The organism is Aerosakkonema sp. BLCC-F183 (assembly GCF_041929145.1).
GTDB lineage: Bacteria > Cyanobacteriota > Cyanobacteriia > Cyanobacteriales > Aerosakkonemataceae > Aerosakkonema.
In genome coordinates this window covers 256,782-272,696 of the sequence record NZ_JBHFNU010000048.1, presented here as the reverse complement: position 1 = coordinate 272,696, position 15,915 = coordinate 256,782, and the positions used below count along the sequence as shown (strand labels likewise).

15 protein-coding genes are annotated in these 15,915 nt (G+C 44.2%); 9 read left to right on the top strand and 6 right to left on the bottom strand.

Annotated elements, in window-relative coordinates; translation table 11 throughout:
• The first annotated feature begins 266 nt into the window (after window positions 1–266).
• The 5 genes from ACE1CD_RS14320 to ACE1CD_RS14300 all read left to right on the top strand — a co-directional run bounded on the left by ACE1CD_RS14320 (window position 267) and on the right by ACE1CD_RS14300 (window position 5,619).
• The gene (locus tag ACE1CD_RS14320; RefSeq protein ID WP_374824928.1) at window positions 267–623 is read left to right on the top strand and encodes a hypothetical protein; all 357 of its coding nucleotides are present in this window, start codon (window positions 267–269) and stop codon (window positions 621–623) included.
• Window positions 624–689: 66 nt separating this feature from the next.
• Window positions 690–1,172, top strand: coding sequence for an NfeD family protein (locus ACE1CD_RS14315; RefSeq protein ID WP_374824926.1), 483 nt, complete (start codon window positions 690–692; stop codon window positions 1,170–1,172).
• A gap of 14 nt (window positions 1,173–1,186) precedes the next feature.
• A complete protein-coding gene (locus ACE1CD_RS14310) occupies window positions 1,187–1,726 on the top strand; it encodes an NfeD family protein (RefSeq protein WP_374824923.1) in 540 nt (179 codons plus the stop codon).
• A gap of 22 nt (window positions 1,727–1,748) precedes the next feature.
• Entirely contained in the window at window positions 1,749–2,693 is a 945-nt protein-coding gene (locus ACE1CD_RS14305) for an SPFH domain-containing protein (protein WP_374824920.1), read from the top strand.
• 256 nt (window positions 2,694–2,949) lie between these two features.
• Window positions 2,950–5,619 carry an AAA-like domain-containing protein gene (locus ACE1CD_RS14300; RefSeq protein WP_374824917.1) on the top strand — a complete coding sequence of 890 codons (2,670 nt, stop codon included), beginning with the start codon at window positions 2,950–2,952 and terminating at the stop codon, window positions 5,617–5,619.
• A 193-nt stretch (window positions 5,620–5,812) separates the two neighbouring features.
• Here ACE1CD_RS14300 and ACE1CD_RS14295 read toward each other — a convergent pair whose 3' ends face one another.
• On the bottom strand, window positions 5,813–8,509 hold the full coding sequence (locus tag ACE1CD_RS14295) for a CHASE domain-containing protein (RefSeq protein WP_374797580.1): 2,697 nt from the start codon (window positions 8,507–8,509) through the stop codon (window positions 5,813–5,815).
• A gap of 803 nt (window positions 8,510–9,312) precedes the next feature.
• Between ACE1CD_RS14295 and ACE1CD_RS14290 the strand changes: the two genes are divergently transcribed.
• Window positions 9,313–9,558, top strand: a complete 246-nt coding sequence (locus ACE1CD_RS14290) for a ChaB family protein (RefSeq protein ID WP_374797578.1) — start codon at window positions 9,313–9,315, stop codon at window positions 9,556–9,558.
• Between the two features lie 187 nt (window positions 9,559–9,745).
• On the opposite strand, the gene ACE1CD_RS14285 is transcribed toward ACE1CD_RS14290, so the two are convergent.
• The 3 genes from ACE1CD_RS14285 to ACE1CD_RS14275 form a co-directional block, all read right to left on the bottom strand.
• On the bottom strand, window positions 9,746–10,441 hold the full coding sequence (locus ACE1CD_RS14285; RefSeq protein ID WP_374797576.1) for an SRPBCC family protein: 696 nt from the start codon (window positions 10,439–10,441) through the stop codon (window positions 9,746–9,748).
• 80 nt (window positions 10,442–10,521) lie between these two features.
• The gene (locus ACE1CD_RS14280) at window positions 10,522–10,740 is read right to left on the bottom strand and encodes a hypothetical protein (RefSeq protein ID WP_374797568.1); all 219 of its coding nucleotides are present in this window, start codon (window positions 10,738–10,740) and stop codon (window positions 10,522–10,524) included.
• Between the two features lie 406 nt (window positions 10,741–11,146).
• On the bottom strand, window positions 11,147–11,311 hold the full coding sequence (locus ACE1CD_RS14275) for a hypothetical protein (protein WP_374797566.1): 165 nt from the start codon (window positions 11,309–11,311) through the stop codon (window positions 11,147–11,149).
• A 123-nt stretch (window positions 11,312–11,434) separates the two neighbouring features.
• Between ACE1CD_RS14275 and ACE1CD_RS14270 the strand changes: the two genes are divergently transcribed.
• Window positions 11,435–11,644 (top strand): hypothetical protein, encoded by a 210-nt coding sequence (locus ACE1CD_RS14270; protein WP_374797564.1) that lies wholly within the window; start codon window positions 11,435–11,437, stop codon window positions 11,642–11,644.
• Window positions 11,645–11,832: 188 nt separating this feature from the next.
• Here the strand turns inward: ACE1CD_RS14270 and ACE1CD_RS14265 are convergent, their stop codons facing one another.
• Complete coding sequence (locus ACE1CD_RS14265) at window positions 11,833–11,982, bottom strand: hypothetical protein (protein ID WP_374797562.1); 150 nt, start codon at window positions 11,980–11,982, stop codon at window positions 11,833–11,835.
• A 193-nt stretch (window positions 11,983–12,175) separates the two neighbouring features.
• Between ACE1CD_RS14265 and ACE1CD_RS14260 the strand changes: the two genes are divergently transcribed.
• Window positions 12,176–12,439 (top strand): hypothetical protein, encoded by a 264-nt coding sequence (locus tag ACE1CD_RS14260; protein WP_374797560.1) that lies wholly within the window; start codon window positions 12,176–12,178, stop codon window positions 12,437–12,439.
• 109 nt (window positions 12,440–12,548) lie between these two features.
• A complete protein-coding gene (locus ACE1CD_RS14255) occupies window positions 12,549–12,956 on the top strand; it encodes an AbrB family transcriptional regulator (protein WP_374797558.1) in 408 nt (135 codons plus the stop codon).
• 359 nt (window positions 12,957–13,315) lie between these two features.
• Here ACE1CD_RS14255 and ACE1CD_RS14250 read toward each other — a convergent pair whose 3' ends face one another.
• Entirely contained in the window at window positions 13,316–15,865 is a 2,550-nt protein-coding gene (locus ACE1CD_RS14250) for a GAF domain-containing protein (RefSeq protein ID WP_374824914.1), read from the bottom strand.
• Window positions 15,866–15,915 lie beyond the last annotated feature (50 nt).

Here is a 15,915-nt window from a genome sequence, read left to right as displayed (position 1 = left end):
ACTCAAAAAGCTAACTTATTTTTCTCTTAAATCCTGATTAAATCAATCTTTTTTTACTCAGCTAAAAGCTGAGCTATTTTGCCTTGTATAGGAGTTTAGACTAACCGCGCCCTAAAGCGCGGTTAGTCTAAACTCCAGTTGGTACAACTGGCTGGATATTAGGCACTTTTTCGATCGTTCTGCTAATCTACTGGCAACTTAGCCAGTTCGTAGATTTGTTGTGGGTGCCATTTTTTATTCTATTCAACCTAATCGCAAGCGCTTTCGTGCTAATTTGGCCTGGACGAGTAGTTATATATCATTTTGATAAAGACTACAACAGCTTAAGCATCCAGCGACGCGGCTTGCTTAAAACCAAAGTAAGTTGGTATTTTATTGCGGATATTTTAGATGTCCAGCTTCAATCAAATGGATGGCAGCATCATGATACAAGTGATTATGAAATTGCGATTTTTTTGGCATCTGGTGAAAGCATAACCCTAAACTTGGGAATTAAGTCGATCGCACAAAAACTAGAAACCATTAATCTGATGCGAAAGTTTCTGGGAATGCCCCTGGAAAAAGTGCTCAAAGTCGATGAAAAGTCGATGAATTCTCGAACAAGTCAGTCAAGAACTCAATAAAACATCTGTCTAAATAGAAAGTAGCAAAGGTTTGGTGAATATGGATGAACTTACCGGGAGGTTAATGTGTTGCCTAGCTTTACCTGGATCGGATGGCAGTTAAGTTTAGCTTTATTTTGGTTGGCAGTTAGTATCAGTCTTTGCTTAACTGAATTATTTCTACCAAAAAGTTTTGCAAAAAGTTTTCGATTCGTACCGCTAACAACAGGAATTTGCGCCTTTCTTTTAGCGCTGTTTTTATTTAGAGCAAATACCGTCCCGCCGTTTAGATTTCAAATTTTTTATTGGATGGGAGTATCTACGGCTTGCGTTATTTGGATACGTCCGATGTTTATGAAGCAGAGAAATAAAGTTATTAAAGACGCAACAGAAGCCAGAACCATAACAGAAATTACACCAGTACAAACCGGAGAAGTACTTTATGAAGGTTCTGTTTGGCAGGCGAGTTGTGACGAACATATCGAGGCGATTCCACCAAACCAAAAAGTTTACGTTTTGCGTCGCGAAGGCAACACTTTAATTGTCGCACCTAAAAAGCTTTTTCAGTAGGAGGTTATCGAATTGTGGACTTTTACCCAATCTGGTTACTGGCAGAAATAACGAGCGATCGCAACTTCCTCATCACTCCACCTTGGTTTTGGTTAATTGCCGGAGTTACTCTCACTACCAGTGAATTTTTACTTGCCAAAAAATTGTCTTCTCAATATAAATTTATTGCCTTGTCTATGGCAGCAAGTGCCTTTATTACATCAATTATGGTATGGCAAATGACCGTAAGACTGGGAATCGACTGGAACATCATTATGTACGAAGATTTTGGCATCCAAATTTTGTACTGGATGGGTGTATCTTTTGCTTGTATTATCTGGGTACGTCCCACCTTAATCAAGCGTAAAAAGTTTGTGATTCCCGATGCGACAGAAGCGAAAACTGTCACGGATATTTTACCGGGAGAAACCGGACAAGTTCTCTATGAAGGTTGTTTTTGGCAAGCGCGATGTGCGGATAAAACAGGTGCGATCGCATCCAATCAAAAAGTTTACGTTTTGCATCGAGAAGGCAATACTTTGATTGTCGCTCCCGAAACAATGTTCGATTCTTAGACATACAAAAAGGAGATTAGTCATGGATTATTTAATGTGGCTGGCATTTATGGCAATTACGGGAACAGCTACCCTCGCCGGAAGTATCAAAATTATCAATCAAGGCGATGAAGCATTAGTCGAATTTCTCGGCAGATATGATGGCAAAAAATTAGAACCTGGTTTGAATTTTATCACCCCTTTTCTATCGCAAGTGGTATTCAAAGAAACTACGCGAGAAAAGGTTTTGGAAATCAGTCCTCAAACTTGTATAACTCGCGACAACGTTTCCATCAGTGTAGATGCCGTGGTTTACTGGCGGATTATCAACATTGAGAAAGCTTATTACAAAGTCCAAAATTTGCAAGCGGCAATTGTGAATTTGGTGGTAACTCAAATTCGCTCAGAAATGGGTAACCTTGAACTGAATGAAACCTTCACCGCACGCACTGCAATCAACAAAAGTTTGTTGCGAGATTTAGATACAGCTACCGAACCTTGGGGTGTAAAGGTGACGCGGGTGGAATTGCGCGAAATTGTTCCTTCTAAAACCGTGCAAGGTGCGATGGAATTGCAGATGTCTGCGGAACGCAAAAAACAAGCTGCAATTCTTACATCGGAAGGGGAAAGAGAAGCGGTAGTTAATGCAGCGAGGGGGGAAGCTGAAGCACAACTGATTGAAGCGGAAGCGCGGCAAAAAGCAGCAATTTTGTCAGCGGAAGCGCAACAAAAAGAGCAAATTTTAAAGGCGCAAGGTACGGCGGCGGCGATGGAAATTCTTGGTAAAAAGTTAAATGCCGATCCCAATGCTACCAAGTCTTTGCAGTTTTTACTGGCGCAAAATTATATCGAAATGGGTATCAAGATTGGTAGCAGTGGAAGCAGTAAGGTGATGTTTGTCGATCCGCGCAGTATTCCATCGACTTTGGAGGGGATTGGTTCGATTGTGGGAGAAGAAAATAATGGCAATGTAAAACAGATTTCTTAAGCATGGGTAGGATGCGATCGCTCTTATCTTACGCTCAAGGAAACCAAGGGCGATCACTTTTATTATATAATGCCTTTAACAGTCGGCTCTTTCCGATTGATGGGGAAAAATGTTCGTTAATGTTACGGTTGAGTCGGTGGGTTACGGCACGGGAACTAAATTATCGATCGAAAGCGCTGAAATTATTGCCCGTGCCTAACCCACCCTACGATTTAATAAGTTTCTATTATCACCACAAAATTTAAAATTTATTTATATGTCAGACAATTATCAATACCAAATCGGCGGAAGTTTACCAGTGGATGCACCCACTTATGTAGTGCGACAAGCTGACAATGACTTATATGAAGGACTGAAAAAAGGAGAATTTTGCTATGTACTCAATTCTCGACAAATGGGTAAGTCTAGCTTGCTGGTGCGAACGATGCAAAGGCTAAAAGCTGAAGGAGTCGCCTGCGCTACGATCGACCTTTCAGATATTGGCAGTCAGCAAGTTTCTTTAGAAAAATGGTATGGAGGCGTCGCCTACAAACTATTGACAAATTTCAATTTGTTTAACACGATGGAGTTTATGAACTGGTGGCGCGATCGCGAATTAATTCCCCCAGTCCAACGTTTAGGTGAATTGATAGAAGAAGTGCTGCTGGTAAAAGTTACTGAAAATATCGTAATTTTTATCGATGAAATTGATAGCGTCCTCAGTTTCAAAGAACCTCTAGACGACTTTTTTGCCCTCATTAGATCTTGCCACAACAAACGCGCCCAAAAATCGGAATACCAGCGCCTTACATTTGCTTTGTTGGGAGTCGCTACGCCAAGCGATTTAATTTCCGATCCCACTCGCACGCCGTTTAATATCGGTCGTGCGATCGAATTAAATGGTTTTGCACTGCACGAAGCTCAACCGCTAGCCAAAGGATTGGTAGAAAAATTAAACTACTCTCAAGAAATTTTAAAAGAGATATTGGAATGGACAGGCGGACAGCCGTTTCTCACGCAAAAACTTTGTAAATTAGTAGTTCAATCAACCATCAACAATGAACCATCAACAATTACTGAATTGGTAAAAGATTATATTATCGAAAATTGGGAATCTCATGATGAACCAGCGCATATTAAAACGATACGCGATCGCATCCTCTCCAATCAGCAACGCGCTGGCAGATTGCTGGGACTTTATCAAAAAATATTAGAAGATGGAGAAATTCCCGCCGATGACACACCCGAACAAGCGCAACTAAGGCTATCTGGTTTGGTAGTTATGCGTGCTGGTAAATTAAGAGTTTACAATCGCATTTACGAGGCAATTTTTAACTTAAATTGGGTTGAAAAAGCTTTTTCCGATTTGCGTCCTCATGGCGCAGCATTATTAGCATGGTTAGCATCCGACTGTCAAGATGAATCGCGATTGTTACGAGGGCAAGCATTGCAAGAAGCACTCAATTGGGCGACAGGCAAAAGTTTGAGCGATCGCGATTATCAATTCCTCGCAGCCAGCCAAGAATCAGCCTTAGCAGAATTGCGCGATCGAGAACAACAAAGTCGAACTGAGATTGAGCGACTGAGTAGGGAAAAAGATTTACTTGCCGAACTGAGTAAAGAGCAAGAGCGCCGAAAATTAACTGAAGCCAAACTAAAACACGAGCGCCAAATGAGAGTGGCAATTAATATCAGAGCGCTTGTAGTTTTAGTGTTATTTTTCACCTTAATAGCCGAGATAGTTTGGCTAAAAGTATGGAGCGATCGCAGAAACACCGAAATTAACGCCATCAGCTTATATTCAGAAGCACTGTTGGAATCGAACAAAAAGTGGGATGCCTTAATAGAAAGCATCCGCGCAGGCAAAAGAGTGCAAAGATTGCCATTTGGAATTAACTCCGATACTCGCATGAGAGTTTTACTCGCCCTCAATCAAGCAATCTACTCGCTAAAAGAGCTCGATCGCTTGCCGGAAAATAACAGTAAAATAACTTTCATAACTTTTAGTCCTCAAAAATTGGGGGGAAAACAAGCAAAAACTTTTATCCTCGCTGCGGCTAGCGATAATGGAGCGATCGAACTTTGGCAAAGCGATGGCAAAGCGCTCGCCACATTCAATCTTGCCAGCGCTAAAATTAGCAGCTTAAATTTCAGCCCAGACGGTCAAATACTTGCCGCAGCTAGCGAGGATCGCACAATCAAACTTTGGCACACAAACGGCAAAGGTGTGAGTGAAACTCGCCCATTCAAAATTTTCAATGAACATCACGATAAAGTAACAAGCATAAGTTTTAACCCGGACGGCAAAACACTCGCCTCTGCTAGTGCAGATGGCACAGTTAAACTTTGGAAATTGAACAGTCAAGCAGTCAAAAACTTAGCAGGACATCGCAGTTGGGTCACTTGCGTAAATTGGAGTTTTACCGGCAGAACACTTGCCTCCGCCGATGCAGATGGCACAGTCAAACTTTGGAGTCGCGACGGTGTTTGGGAGAGAGATTTGCAAGGACACAGCAGTTGGGTAACAAGCCTAAGTTTCAGTCCAGACAGTCATATGCTTGCCTCTGCTAGTGCGGACGGAACTGTAAAACTTTGGCAAATTGAAGGCACTTTGCTGAGTATTTTAAGGCATAGAGGTAAAGTCACCAGCGTCAGTTTCAGTCCCGACGGTCAAACACTGGCGACAGCCAGTACAGACAAAATGGTGAGACTTTGGCACATTGACGGTAGCCTGCTGAGAAGTTTGAAAAATCATCAAGGTGAAGTGAGGAGTTTATCTTGGTCGCCGGACGGTCAGATGCTTGCTTCTGCAAGTTCGGATAACAAGGTAATTCTCTGGAATTTCAATCTCGAAGATCTTTTAACTAAAAGTTGCAATTTGGCACGTAATTATTTGCCAACTAATCAAAATGTCAGTCAAAAGGATAAAGTGCTTTGCGATCGCTAGGGCGATGAAAGTCAAAAGTCAAAAGTCAAAAGAAGGAAAAGGGCTAGAGCGCCAGTCCAGTAGAATAAATTCACAAAAAGAAGCTTCTTCACCCAGTCGAGTCTGTTAGACAAAGCAGTATTAATTTTTTCCCTTTTTCCCTTTTTCCTCTTCTTTTTGACTTTTGATTTTTGACTTTTGACTTTTCTAGTCCCTAGCTATGAAATCGATTGCTGAGGTTGGCAACGATTGCAATCAATTCTTCTGGCTTGACAGGTTTTGGTATGTGGATGTGAAAACCGGCGGCGATCGCTCTGGCTCGTTCCTCTGCTCTAGCATATGCTGTCAGCGCTATAGCGGGAATTTGTCCGCCTCGATCTGGCTTAAGCGCCCTAATCTTGCGGATTAAACTATATCCATCTTCTTCTGGCATTCCGATATCGCTAATCATAATATCCGGTCTTCTACCAGCAGCAGCCTCAGTAATTATCGCAAAAGCTTCTTTAGCCGATCCAACTGCGGTTACTTTAGCTCCGCTTTTTTCCAGTACAGCAGTCACCAACTCGCGTGCATCGGGTTCATCATCAACAACAAGCACGGATAAATTATTGAGGAATAAAGATTTGTCGATCGCAACATCCTCATTTCGATCGCTAACTAGCTCTTGCTCATTGCTTCTCGAAACTTCCGAAACTTGCGATAAGTCGCTAATCGCCCTAAACGGTAGAGTCACAATAAACTTTGCTCCCTGTCCTTCTCCTGGACTTTCAGCGCGAATAGTTCCGCCATGCAATTCGACTAGATGGCGAACAATTGCCAACCCTAAGCCTAGACCGCCGTGCTTGCGAGTGATACTGGCATCAGCTTGACGGAAGCGTTCAAAAATATGAGGTAAAAATTCAGGAGAAATGCCTTGACCGGTATCGATCACAGTTATTTGTGCATTGGAGTTATGGCGATCGAGATGAACCTCAACCAGCCCTCCCTTGGGTGTGAATTTAATTGCATTGGTAAGCAAATTCCAGACAATTTGCTGTAAGCGAGTAGGATCGCCAGATACTAAACAATGTCGGTCTTCAAATACCGAATTAATGATAATATTTTTTGCTTCCGCAGCCGATCGCACCGCATCAATAGCAGCCTCGATCGCAGCAGCCAGATTCACCGGACGTAAATCAAAGCGGAACTTGCCCGTCATAATGCGCGAGACATCCAACAGATCTTCAATCAGTTGGGAAAGTGCCTTTGTATTGCGATCGATTGTCTCCAAAGCACGGGCAGTAGTAGCTTCGTCAAACTTTCGAGTTCGCAGTAAAGTCGTCCATCCCACCATTGCATTCAGAGGCGTTCGCAACTCGTGAGAAAGCGTGGCCAGAAACTCATCCTTCATACGGTTTGCCGCCTCCGCGTCGGCGCGAGCTAACTGTTCGCGTTCCAGCAGTCGGCTGCGTTCTGCCTCTACCAACTTGCGATCGGTAATGTCAATCAGAATGCCGCGCAGCAGTTTCGGCCCATTTTCATCTCGCACGACATTCACTAAGTCAAGTAACCATACAATCTCTCCATCCGCCGCCAACATTCTGTATTCAAATTCGTAGTTTTCCTGAGAAACTGTGCTGTTTAGACAAAACTCGATCGCCCACTCTCTATCTTCTGAGTAAATGTGTTCCGCCCAAAAGTTATCGGTGTACCAATCTTCTAGCGGATAGCCAAGGATATCCACTGTTTGAGGCCCAACATAGGTAAATCTCCCACTGATAGCATCTGCCTCCCAAGGGATAATGCGGACTTTTTCAGTCAATTGCCGAAATCTTTCCTCGCTTTCTTTGAGCGCCCCTTCCGAATCGCGTAAGTCAGCGGCTAGACACTCTGCGGCAATGCGGGCGCAAACTTGACTGCGGGTGACACCGAACAGTATCAAAGCGATCGACACACCCACCAAGGCAATGTAAGGCACCAGGGTTGTTTCGGAAAGGCGATCGAGTTCCGGTCGCGAAGTGAAAACAATAGTCCAAGGGCGTCCGGCAATATTTATTTTTCTAGTGGTGCTAAAGCGAGGTCGGTAAAATCTGTGCTGGAAATTACTCTTACTATCTGAGGAGTGCAACAGATTTTTCGCGTCGGGAGCAGTTCCGTCATAAATTTGAAAGTCCAAGAAGGGAAATTTGTCATTGCCGAAGATTCCCGCCATTAAATCATCTGCACGAAAAGGACTGTAGATAAAACCCTGCAATGCAGCTCGACGCTGCGCGACTGTTTTGGGTGTTGTACCGTTGCGGTAAACAGGCACATAAATTAGGAAGCCAGCTTGCTTGTTTTTGTCGATTTCCTGAACTAAAATTACTTTCCCGGATGCTGCGGGTGAGTCAGTGTCCCGTGCCCGTTCCATTGCAGCGCGGCGGATCGGTTCGGAGAACATATCAAAACCGATCGCCGCTTGATTGCGCCGATCTAACGGTTCGAGATAAATAATCGAGTGATACTCGGCACGTTTATACTCAGGTCTTATCGTAAAATTTTTTACTCCTTGTTTACGCATATCCGCTATGACACCATCTTTTTCCGAGGGCGATACTCGCACTGAGAAACCGATTCCCTGAATTCCTGGGTAAGTGCGGCGGAGTTCGAGGCGATCGACATAGGCACGAAATTCATCGCGGCGAACTTGCTCGGAAGCCGCAAATAACCCACTGCCTGTACGCAGCAGAGTGATGTAAGTGTCTAAACGTTGTTGAATGTCGTTCTGGGTGCGCTGAACTGCATTTTCAAACCGCAGCTCGTCTTTAGTTCTTGCCATTACCGCGACGTAATAACTGGCGATCGCAGTCAGCGCTAGACTCAAAAGCAGAACGAAATAAGGAGTCCAGGTGCGACGCCCTTGTGTGGGTTTGAATGGCAAGTCCGGTTTCATACAATATAAAGCAACTTTAAAGCTGAAGCAGTTGCATATCTTGTGCCATCCTATCGAAGAAGCTTTTGGAATATGCTCATCATTAAGCATTGGTATAACTTTTGACTTTATTCAAATTTTTGCGACTGAGTACAAATGAATTTGGGTTGCCCGTATTTATCTTTGAGAATTGGGTAGAGGTGGGCGAACCTCACCCTACTCTTTAATTTTATCACTCTTTAGATAGATGAAATATTCACTATATTTAGTAATTGACTTAGTACGAGCGGCTTATTTTTATGTCTTCTCTACCCTAAGTAAGAGGCTGTCAAGCTATTTTTAGCGAAATATGTAATTGCGATCGCATATATTTTGTGTTGGCAAACACAAATGAGTAAAACTAACAGAGCTATTGTTTGGGCCACTATCGACCCGGAATGCGTTAAACATAGAATTAATAGAATAAATAACTTAATTGAAGAAGTTTTGAAAAAGCACCCGCCTCACATTAGGTTTGACGGCAATTTCCATACAAATAATCACACATAGTCTGCTTTTCAAAAAAAGAGAATCCAAAGTAAACAGTTTAAGCATGAAATGATCCAGCTAAATCCTGAAGCCGCATAGTAGCAAAAAGAAAGGTATTAGGAACTCTGGCGGCTGGTAGCTATGAGATTTTGTATGACTGGATACGAAATCTCTTAACGCATTGCTCATCCCAAAGATAGATAGGTAAATCAAACATACTACCTTCCAGAAAGAGGAACTTGTTTGTTGAGCTTTTTACGATGATCCCAGACGGAAATAAAACTAGGAGCGGGTTAATGCCTCAGAAACAACTACAAGATTTACCTTCGGAAGTACAACAAAAGCTAAATCAAGGTGCCCAGCAAATTTTTCTGGCAGCATACAATAGCGCCAGTGAAGACGGTATGAGCGAAGAAGCTGCTATGAATGTTGCTTGGAACAGTGTCAAGCAAGAATACGAACCAGGTGAAGATGGGCAATGGCGTCCCAAGCCAGAAGATAGCCACCAACACCATAAATCTGTCACTTCAGGCGGCAATTAAGCAGCTTTTAGCTCAATTTGCCAATTACATTAAGTAGGGTGCGTGACTGGCGATAAAATTAGTGATGAGATCCAAAATTCAGGGGTCTGATGCACGCTACAACTTAAACTCAGATAAAGTACAACGCAGAAACCCGGTTTCTTTAAGAAACCGGGTTTCTATGTACGGGAATTTTTATACTTGTCAATTACTGACGACAAGAAGTTTGACCTTCTGTGGTGGCAATTTCACCAGTTTCCATCAATTGCTTGAAACGGCGCAAATCGGAGACGATTTGCTGTTCCGGTTCTTCACCGAAAAGTTTGGCGATCGCAGATCCCACCACACCACCAGGCGGATTGTATTCCATCACAACTTTCACTTCCGTACCGCGATCGGCAGGTGCGGGTTGAAAGCGCACAAAACCGGAATTATCGATATCTGCACCTTCAACTGAAGCCCAGGCAATTAACTTGTTTTGTTGGTCGTTGATTATTTCTGCATCCCATTCCACGCTATTACCCATAGGTGCACTGGCAATCCAGTGCGAGCGTTTTTCATCGTATACCTTTACGTGTTTGAGATGCTTCATAAAGCGAGGCAAATTCTCAAAATTGTGCCAAAAGCGATACAGTTCTTCTGGCGATTTATTGATAGTCACCGTCTTTTCAACTTTAATGCTTTGATTCATACCTGTTGCTTCCTGAATACCCGTTTGTGCGGTGACGCAGCGATAAACTAAACCCCCACCAGCAACTGCCATTAACGCACCTCTAAGAGAGCGTTGCGACAAACCGTAAAGTACGAGTGCGCCACCACCGATTAACGATGTCCAACGCTCGGCATCGCTGACGTTGCCAGAATTTTCCTGTTGGTTGGTAGTATTTGTTGTCGTCATTTCCATTTCGTTATCTCCCTTGGATAGTTAATGCTTTATATTTATATCTGCGAGCACGCGATCGCACTCGACTGTCTTAAGGGTTTCTAATTACCAGATTTTTCCACGATTCTGTTGAGCAGAAGATATGCTCGTTCTGGTGTCAGGGGTTCGGATTCGTTTTCGTTAGGGATATAGAATTGGCTGCTGTCTGGAAAGTAATGCACGACAAAACTACGAATTAGCCCTAACTGCATAGCTTTTTTGCCAAGTTCTACGGCTGTTTCTGATAAAGTGTATTCGTCATGAAACTGATATTTTCTCATCTCTTTCGTTCTCCCAAGCATCAGGTGTATGTTGCCGGCAGTCCCCAAGTCTTACACAGACTTGATGCTATTTATACCTCGTTAAGGTTTGAGGGTGGGTTGAGATGAGTTTTTTTGGCTCGGTTTGGATTGGGCAAGTTATAGCTGCTCCGACAAGTGAGCTTAGCCGCAGAGCTCTTGCGATCGCTTTTGCCACGCCATCATCTCCCTTTCGCCCTTTTTGGAGTTATCGAGGTTTGGATTCCGCTGTCCTTACTATGTAAGTTAACTTTTGTTATTTCCGGAAACTTCTACCGCAGGAACAAGCTTATTTTCTACCGCAAGAACGAGTTTATTATTAAGTATGCTTGTAAGATTGAACACAATTGTTACTTCTCATACCAAAACGTGCGCCGAGGAGTGCTTGTTAATCTTTGTTACCCCCACCGATTAAATGTGGTGCGATCGTGACACAAGCAACCGAAAACGGTATTATTTGTTTGATCGAATCCAATTCCACATCCGTTGCGGACAGTACGCGGGTAAAGATTCCCATTACTGACAGCGAGTAAGGAAAGGACTTAGCACACATATAGTTTGCTTATGGGTTAGCTAAAAATATTGCCAACCCACGAGCTGGTAATTATGATGCTTTTTGGATTAGTAGCTAGCAAGCGGAACGATCGAGGCATCAATTGAAAAAAGGGCCAACAATATGCAACAAGAGCGCATTCCCCACGACCTCAGTCCTAAAGATGTTGCACCGCACATCTATAAATGGAGCCGTGAGGAACTAGAACAAATGCAAGCGATGATTGCGGGGCAACTACAGGCAATCAGAGAAACAAATCGATCGGAGACTCAAAGGTGGCAGAGTATGGGAGAGACTGCCAATCGTGGGCCGGTAGAGTGGAATCCTTTTTGAAGGGGGAATGAATTGCCAGAGAATGCGATCGCAAAAAACGCCATCAGTCCACTCTAATGTGTAGTATTGTTTCCGGTTACATCTTACTTGCTAGCTGCCAGCGGTAAAGTTTCCCCTATGAGTGCAAATAAACTAGCACCCCCAAAATCTCAAGCAGTACATCAAAAGTTTTTTTCAGGCTGAAGAATCTATCTCTGCCTGACAAAGCACATCACTGTCTGGGTGTTCTCTGGCTCGTCTGGAGCCTCTGTTTGCATCGCAAACAGTACGGAAGGATTTAGCCCATCTGGAAACTCTAGATTAAATCCTCTCACAGTAAAAAAAATATCGTTTTTCACGGTTCTCGTTCCCTGTTGGGGAAATTTTGACGAGAATCGCAATTTCCATTTGAGCGGAAAGAGTATACTGTAATGTTTGCTAATGATACCAAGTTAGATTCATCGCCAACTCTCTTTCCCCTCTGCTCCTAGATCTCCTCTGCGCCTGTGCTGCCCCAATTCATGATGGCGTGAAGGCAACTCGCTGTTACTCGTGAAGTGCGAGAGGATTCCTCAACAAGAACTTAGGAAAGCCGCCGCACGAGCTACGATTACCTATGCAGAAAAGAACGATCGCCACTGGGATCGCCAAGTTCAACAGCAGCTGAATTCCACCTATTCTCCCCTCACCATCCGTGCGACGCCACTCATCGTCCACAGGCTACAAAATCTTCTGGTGGCACTCGCCGTCATTACACTGTTGAAATGGGTAAGCGCTCGGACAACATTACTGAGAGAGCGGTCTTGGCGAAAATGATAAGTTTTAACAACAGAGAAAAGAATTTAGCACAGTAGTTGATGTTTAATGAACAATGGTATATGGTTCAATAATGCAAAAGAAGTGAAATTTAGTCAGAGGCAATTTTATGGCTGAAACTGCAACAGCGCCATTATCAGGGAAAGCTCTACTTCAAAAAGTCAAAGAACTTTCCCATCTATCGCGCCGGGAAACCGCTAAGGCTTGTGGCTACTACACCACGACCAAAAGTAACCAAGTCCGCGTCAATCTGACAGACTTTTACGATGCTGTACTGGCAGCTAAAGGTATTGCTTTAGAGCCAGAAAGTGAGAAAGATGGTCGCGGTCGCGAAGCGACTTACCGGGTGAGCGTACATAAGAACGGTCAAATTGTGATCGGATCTGCTTACACCCAGGCAATGGGATTAAAGCCAGGTGATGAGTTTGAAATTCGGCTCGGATACAAGCACATTCGTTTGATTCAACTTGACCGAGATGCAGATGTTGAAGGAGGAGAAGAAGAAGAAGAAGCTTAATTGTAGTTGAGCGTAGACACTGGGGACGAGGTGGCGCGGTAAAAGCGTCGGGCGTCGGGAAGTTATGAGTTATTAATTCTAGGACTTACGTTCCACATCGCGTTTCTTTCAGACATAAGTCTGGAAACAGGGTTTATTTGCGTAAGCCCTACGATCCCAAATCCGGGTTTGTTACCCCCTTTAATTTTTGGCCATTTCATTGTAGTAGAGACGTTTCATGAAACGTCTCTACAGCCGAGCGAGATAAAGGGGGTCATCGCAGCCGATTTGGTATAAATAATCAGCTTTTACCCAATTGCCCAATTGCCCAATTCCCAAATTCGCAGCTGAGAATAGGCGATTCGCGCAAACCAGCTCGCCTATTTTTCGGTAAGCGTTTCGATGCCATCCCAGTCATCTGGTAGGGCGGTATTCATCCAGCTATGACAACGCTGCTGATGCAACAGCGCTGCTTTATCGTGACTGTCGATCGCCAGCACTGCATCAAACTTTTGCAATGCCAGATCGAAGTTGCGCTGGAGATATAACTCGCGACCTTGTTCGTAAAGTTCGATCGTCTGCTGTTTCTTGGCTGGAATTGGATCGGAACGCAAACCTACGAGCTCGTATATCGACACCGGTTGAGTTCTTCCCTTCACCCGCACGATATCGAGTTCGCGCACCCAAATGCGATTTGCACAGGGAGTATAGGTACTGCCGCTAATCACAATATCGCAGCCGTACAATTTCGATGTGCCTTCCAAACGGGAACCCAAATTAACATCATCGCCAATAACGGTAAACTCCATTCGCCGTTGGTGACCGATATTACCGCTGATAGCAGCGCCAGAATGGATGCCAACGCCAATCCGAATGGATTGCTGATTGGCAGTTTGGCGGCGAGCGTTGAATTCTGCCAGATTCGATCGCATTTCCAAAGCTGTTTGTACTGCCCTCCAAGCATGATCCTGTAGGGGTACTGGAGAACCGAACACGCCCATAATCGCATCGCCGATGTATTTATCCAGGGTGCCTTTATGCTTAAATATGGATTCCACCATTGCCGAGAAATACTCGTTAAGCATACTCACGACTTCTTCGGCTTCCATGTTTTCCACTAAGTTGGTGTAGCCGCGAATATCCGAGAATAATATAGAGACTTCTTTGCGATCGCCTCCCAACTTAGCATCCCCACTTTGCAGCAATTGTTCTGCTAACTCTTGAGTCATGTAGCGGTACATGGTACTCTTGAGTCGCTTTTCGTCGCTGATATCATCCATTACCACTAAAGCGCCGTAAACATTGGAAGCATCGCTAGCATCGGCGATCGAATTAATCGATAAATGCACGCTGCGGGACTCCAGATCGGTAGATAACAAAGTCCGATCTGGATAATACTGGTGTCGCGCTTTGCGATCGCGTCCCTTTAAAGCTGCCCCAAACCAACTGCTGAAGTCACCTTCTTTGATGCGAACTACCTCGCAGATTGATTTACCTTCTAAAAAGTCTTCATTGTTAAAACCCAGCAATTTCTTCGCGCTGGGATTAGCGGCAATAATTTCCCCGGCTGCATTGGTGGAGATTACCCCATTCGTCAGACTGCGGAGAATATCTCGCTGCATCTGTTCTTGTTGCTGAATCTTGGCATACTGTTGCTGGATCGTCTCGTACTGTTGCTTGACTTTTTCAAACAACTTAGCGTTTTGGATGGCGACACCAGCTTGAATGTTGAACGCCTCCATAAATTCTTCGTCGCTGCGATTAAAACTCGCCTTCCAGAACTCCGGTGCATGGGGCCAATCTTCTGGGTTGTAGGGAGGAAAATCGCCTTGTTTGCGTTTGTTGACCAGTTGAGTGACACCAATTAACTCGCCGTCGGCGTTAAAAATTGGCATACACAATAAGCTGCAAGTACGATAACCGTTGAGCTGGTCAACTTGTTGAGCAACTTCGGAATCGGGGTCTTTATATAAGTCAAAAGGAATATTCAGAGGTTTACCGGATTTGGCAACTTTACCGACATATCCTTTGCCAATTGGGACTCGCAGTTCTCTAAGAGAACCATCTGGCTGTTGAATATTCGCCCACAGATCTTTGCGATCGCGATCTAATAGCCAGAGGGTGCTGCGATCGGCGTTCATCAGTTTTTGCGCTGCGTCCATCACCCGCTTGAGGGTTGAATCTAAATCCAAGCTGCTGGAAGCAAGCGATCGCGTCGCTTCTAAAAGTGCCTCGGCTGCACGCTGTCTCTGCGTCGCTGCATAAAAAGAGCGGGAACTTTCCAAAATTAGCCGAATTAACGGGGAGAATTCCTCAAACAAAACTTCGTCATCCCAGGTAAAGCCTTGTCGATCGATTCTTTCTGGCAAGGATTCTCCGAAGGCGTAATTCTTCTTTAATTTATTCACTAGCTGGACAACTGCCACCAAATCTCCCTCATCGTTCAAGAGGGGCAGCGTTAGCATGGTGTAGGTGCGGTAATGATGTTTTTTGTCTAACTCTTTGGCTGCGGTCGCCCGTGGGTCTTGATAAAAGTCGAAGGGAATGTTGATCGCTTGTTTCAACTTGGCAGCTTCTCCGGCAATCCCTTGTCCGACTGGTATGCGAATTTCTAGAGAACCATTGCCTTCATCATCTTTGGCGATCAAAGACCACAGTTCGTTCGACGCTTCATCCAACAGATAAATTGTGGTGCGATCGGCCCGCAAAAGTTCGCCTGTTTTTAAGGCGATCGCTGTCACCATTTCAGTTAAAACACCGTTAAAATTCTGACTGTCAAAATTTAACATTGACAGCGTTCTGTGGACGGTTTTAAACTGTTTTTCTACTTCCTTTAGTTCTTTCTTAAAGTTTTCTTTGTTGAGAGGGGCAATCAATTCATAAAATGTTGACTTTCTGGTGGCTAGTGCCGTGGCTGTTGAATTTCTCATTTTTGAATGATACCTTTTACTCAGAGCCGACCGGGAATCAGTTTGACCGC

Bases quoted from the DNA above. Each gene is read 5' to 3' on its own strand.
- ACE1CD_RS14305 (WP_374824920.1), top strand. From the start codon at position 1,749: ATGGATTATTTAATGTGGCTGGCATTTATGGCAATTACGGGAACAGCT.
- ACE1CD_RS14300 (WP_374824917.1), top strand. From the start codon at position 2,950: ATGTCAGACAATTATCAATACCAAATCGGCGGAAGTTTACCAGTGGAT.
- ACE1CD_RS14295 (WP_374797580.1), bottom strand. From the start codon at position 8,509: ATGAAACCGGACTTGCCATTCAAACCCACACAAGGGCGTCGCACCTGG.
- ACE1CD_RS14290 (WP_374797578.1), top strand. From the start codon at position 9,313: ATGCCTCAGAAACAACTACAAGATTTACCTTCGGAAGTACAACAAAAG.
- ACE1CD_RS14285 (WP_374797576.1), bottom strand. From the start codon at position 10,441: ATGGAAATGACGACAACAAATACTACCAACCAACAGGAAAATTCTGGC.
- ACE1CD_RS14280 (WP_374797568.1), bottom strand. From the start codon at position 10,740: ATGAGAAAATATCAGTTTCATGACGAATACACTTTATCAGAAACAGCC.
- ACE1CD_RS14275 (WP_374797566.1), bottom strand. From the start codon at position 11,311: ATGTGTGCTAAGTCCTTTCCTTACTCGCTGTCAGTAATGGGAATCTTT.
- ACE1CD_RS14270 (WP_374797564.1), top strand. From the start codon at position 11,435: ATGCAACAAGAGCGCATTCCCCACGACCTCAGTCCTAAAGATGTTGCA.
- ACE1CD_RS14255 (WP_374797558.1), top strand. From the start codon at position 12,549: ATGGCTGAAACTGCAACAGCGCCATTATCAGGGAAAGCTCTACTTCAA.
- ACE1CD_RS14250 (WP_374824914.1), bottom strand. From the start codon at position 15,865: ATGAGAAATTCAACAGCCACGGCACTAGCCACCAGAAAGTCAACATTT.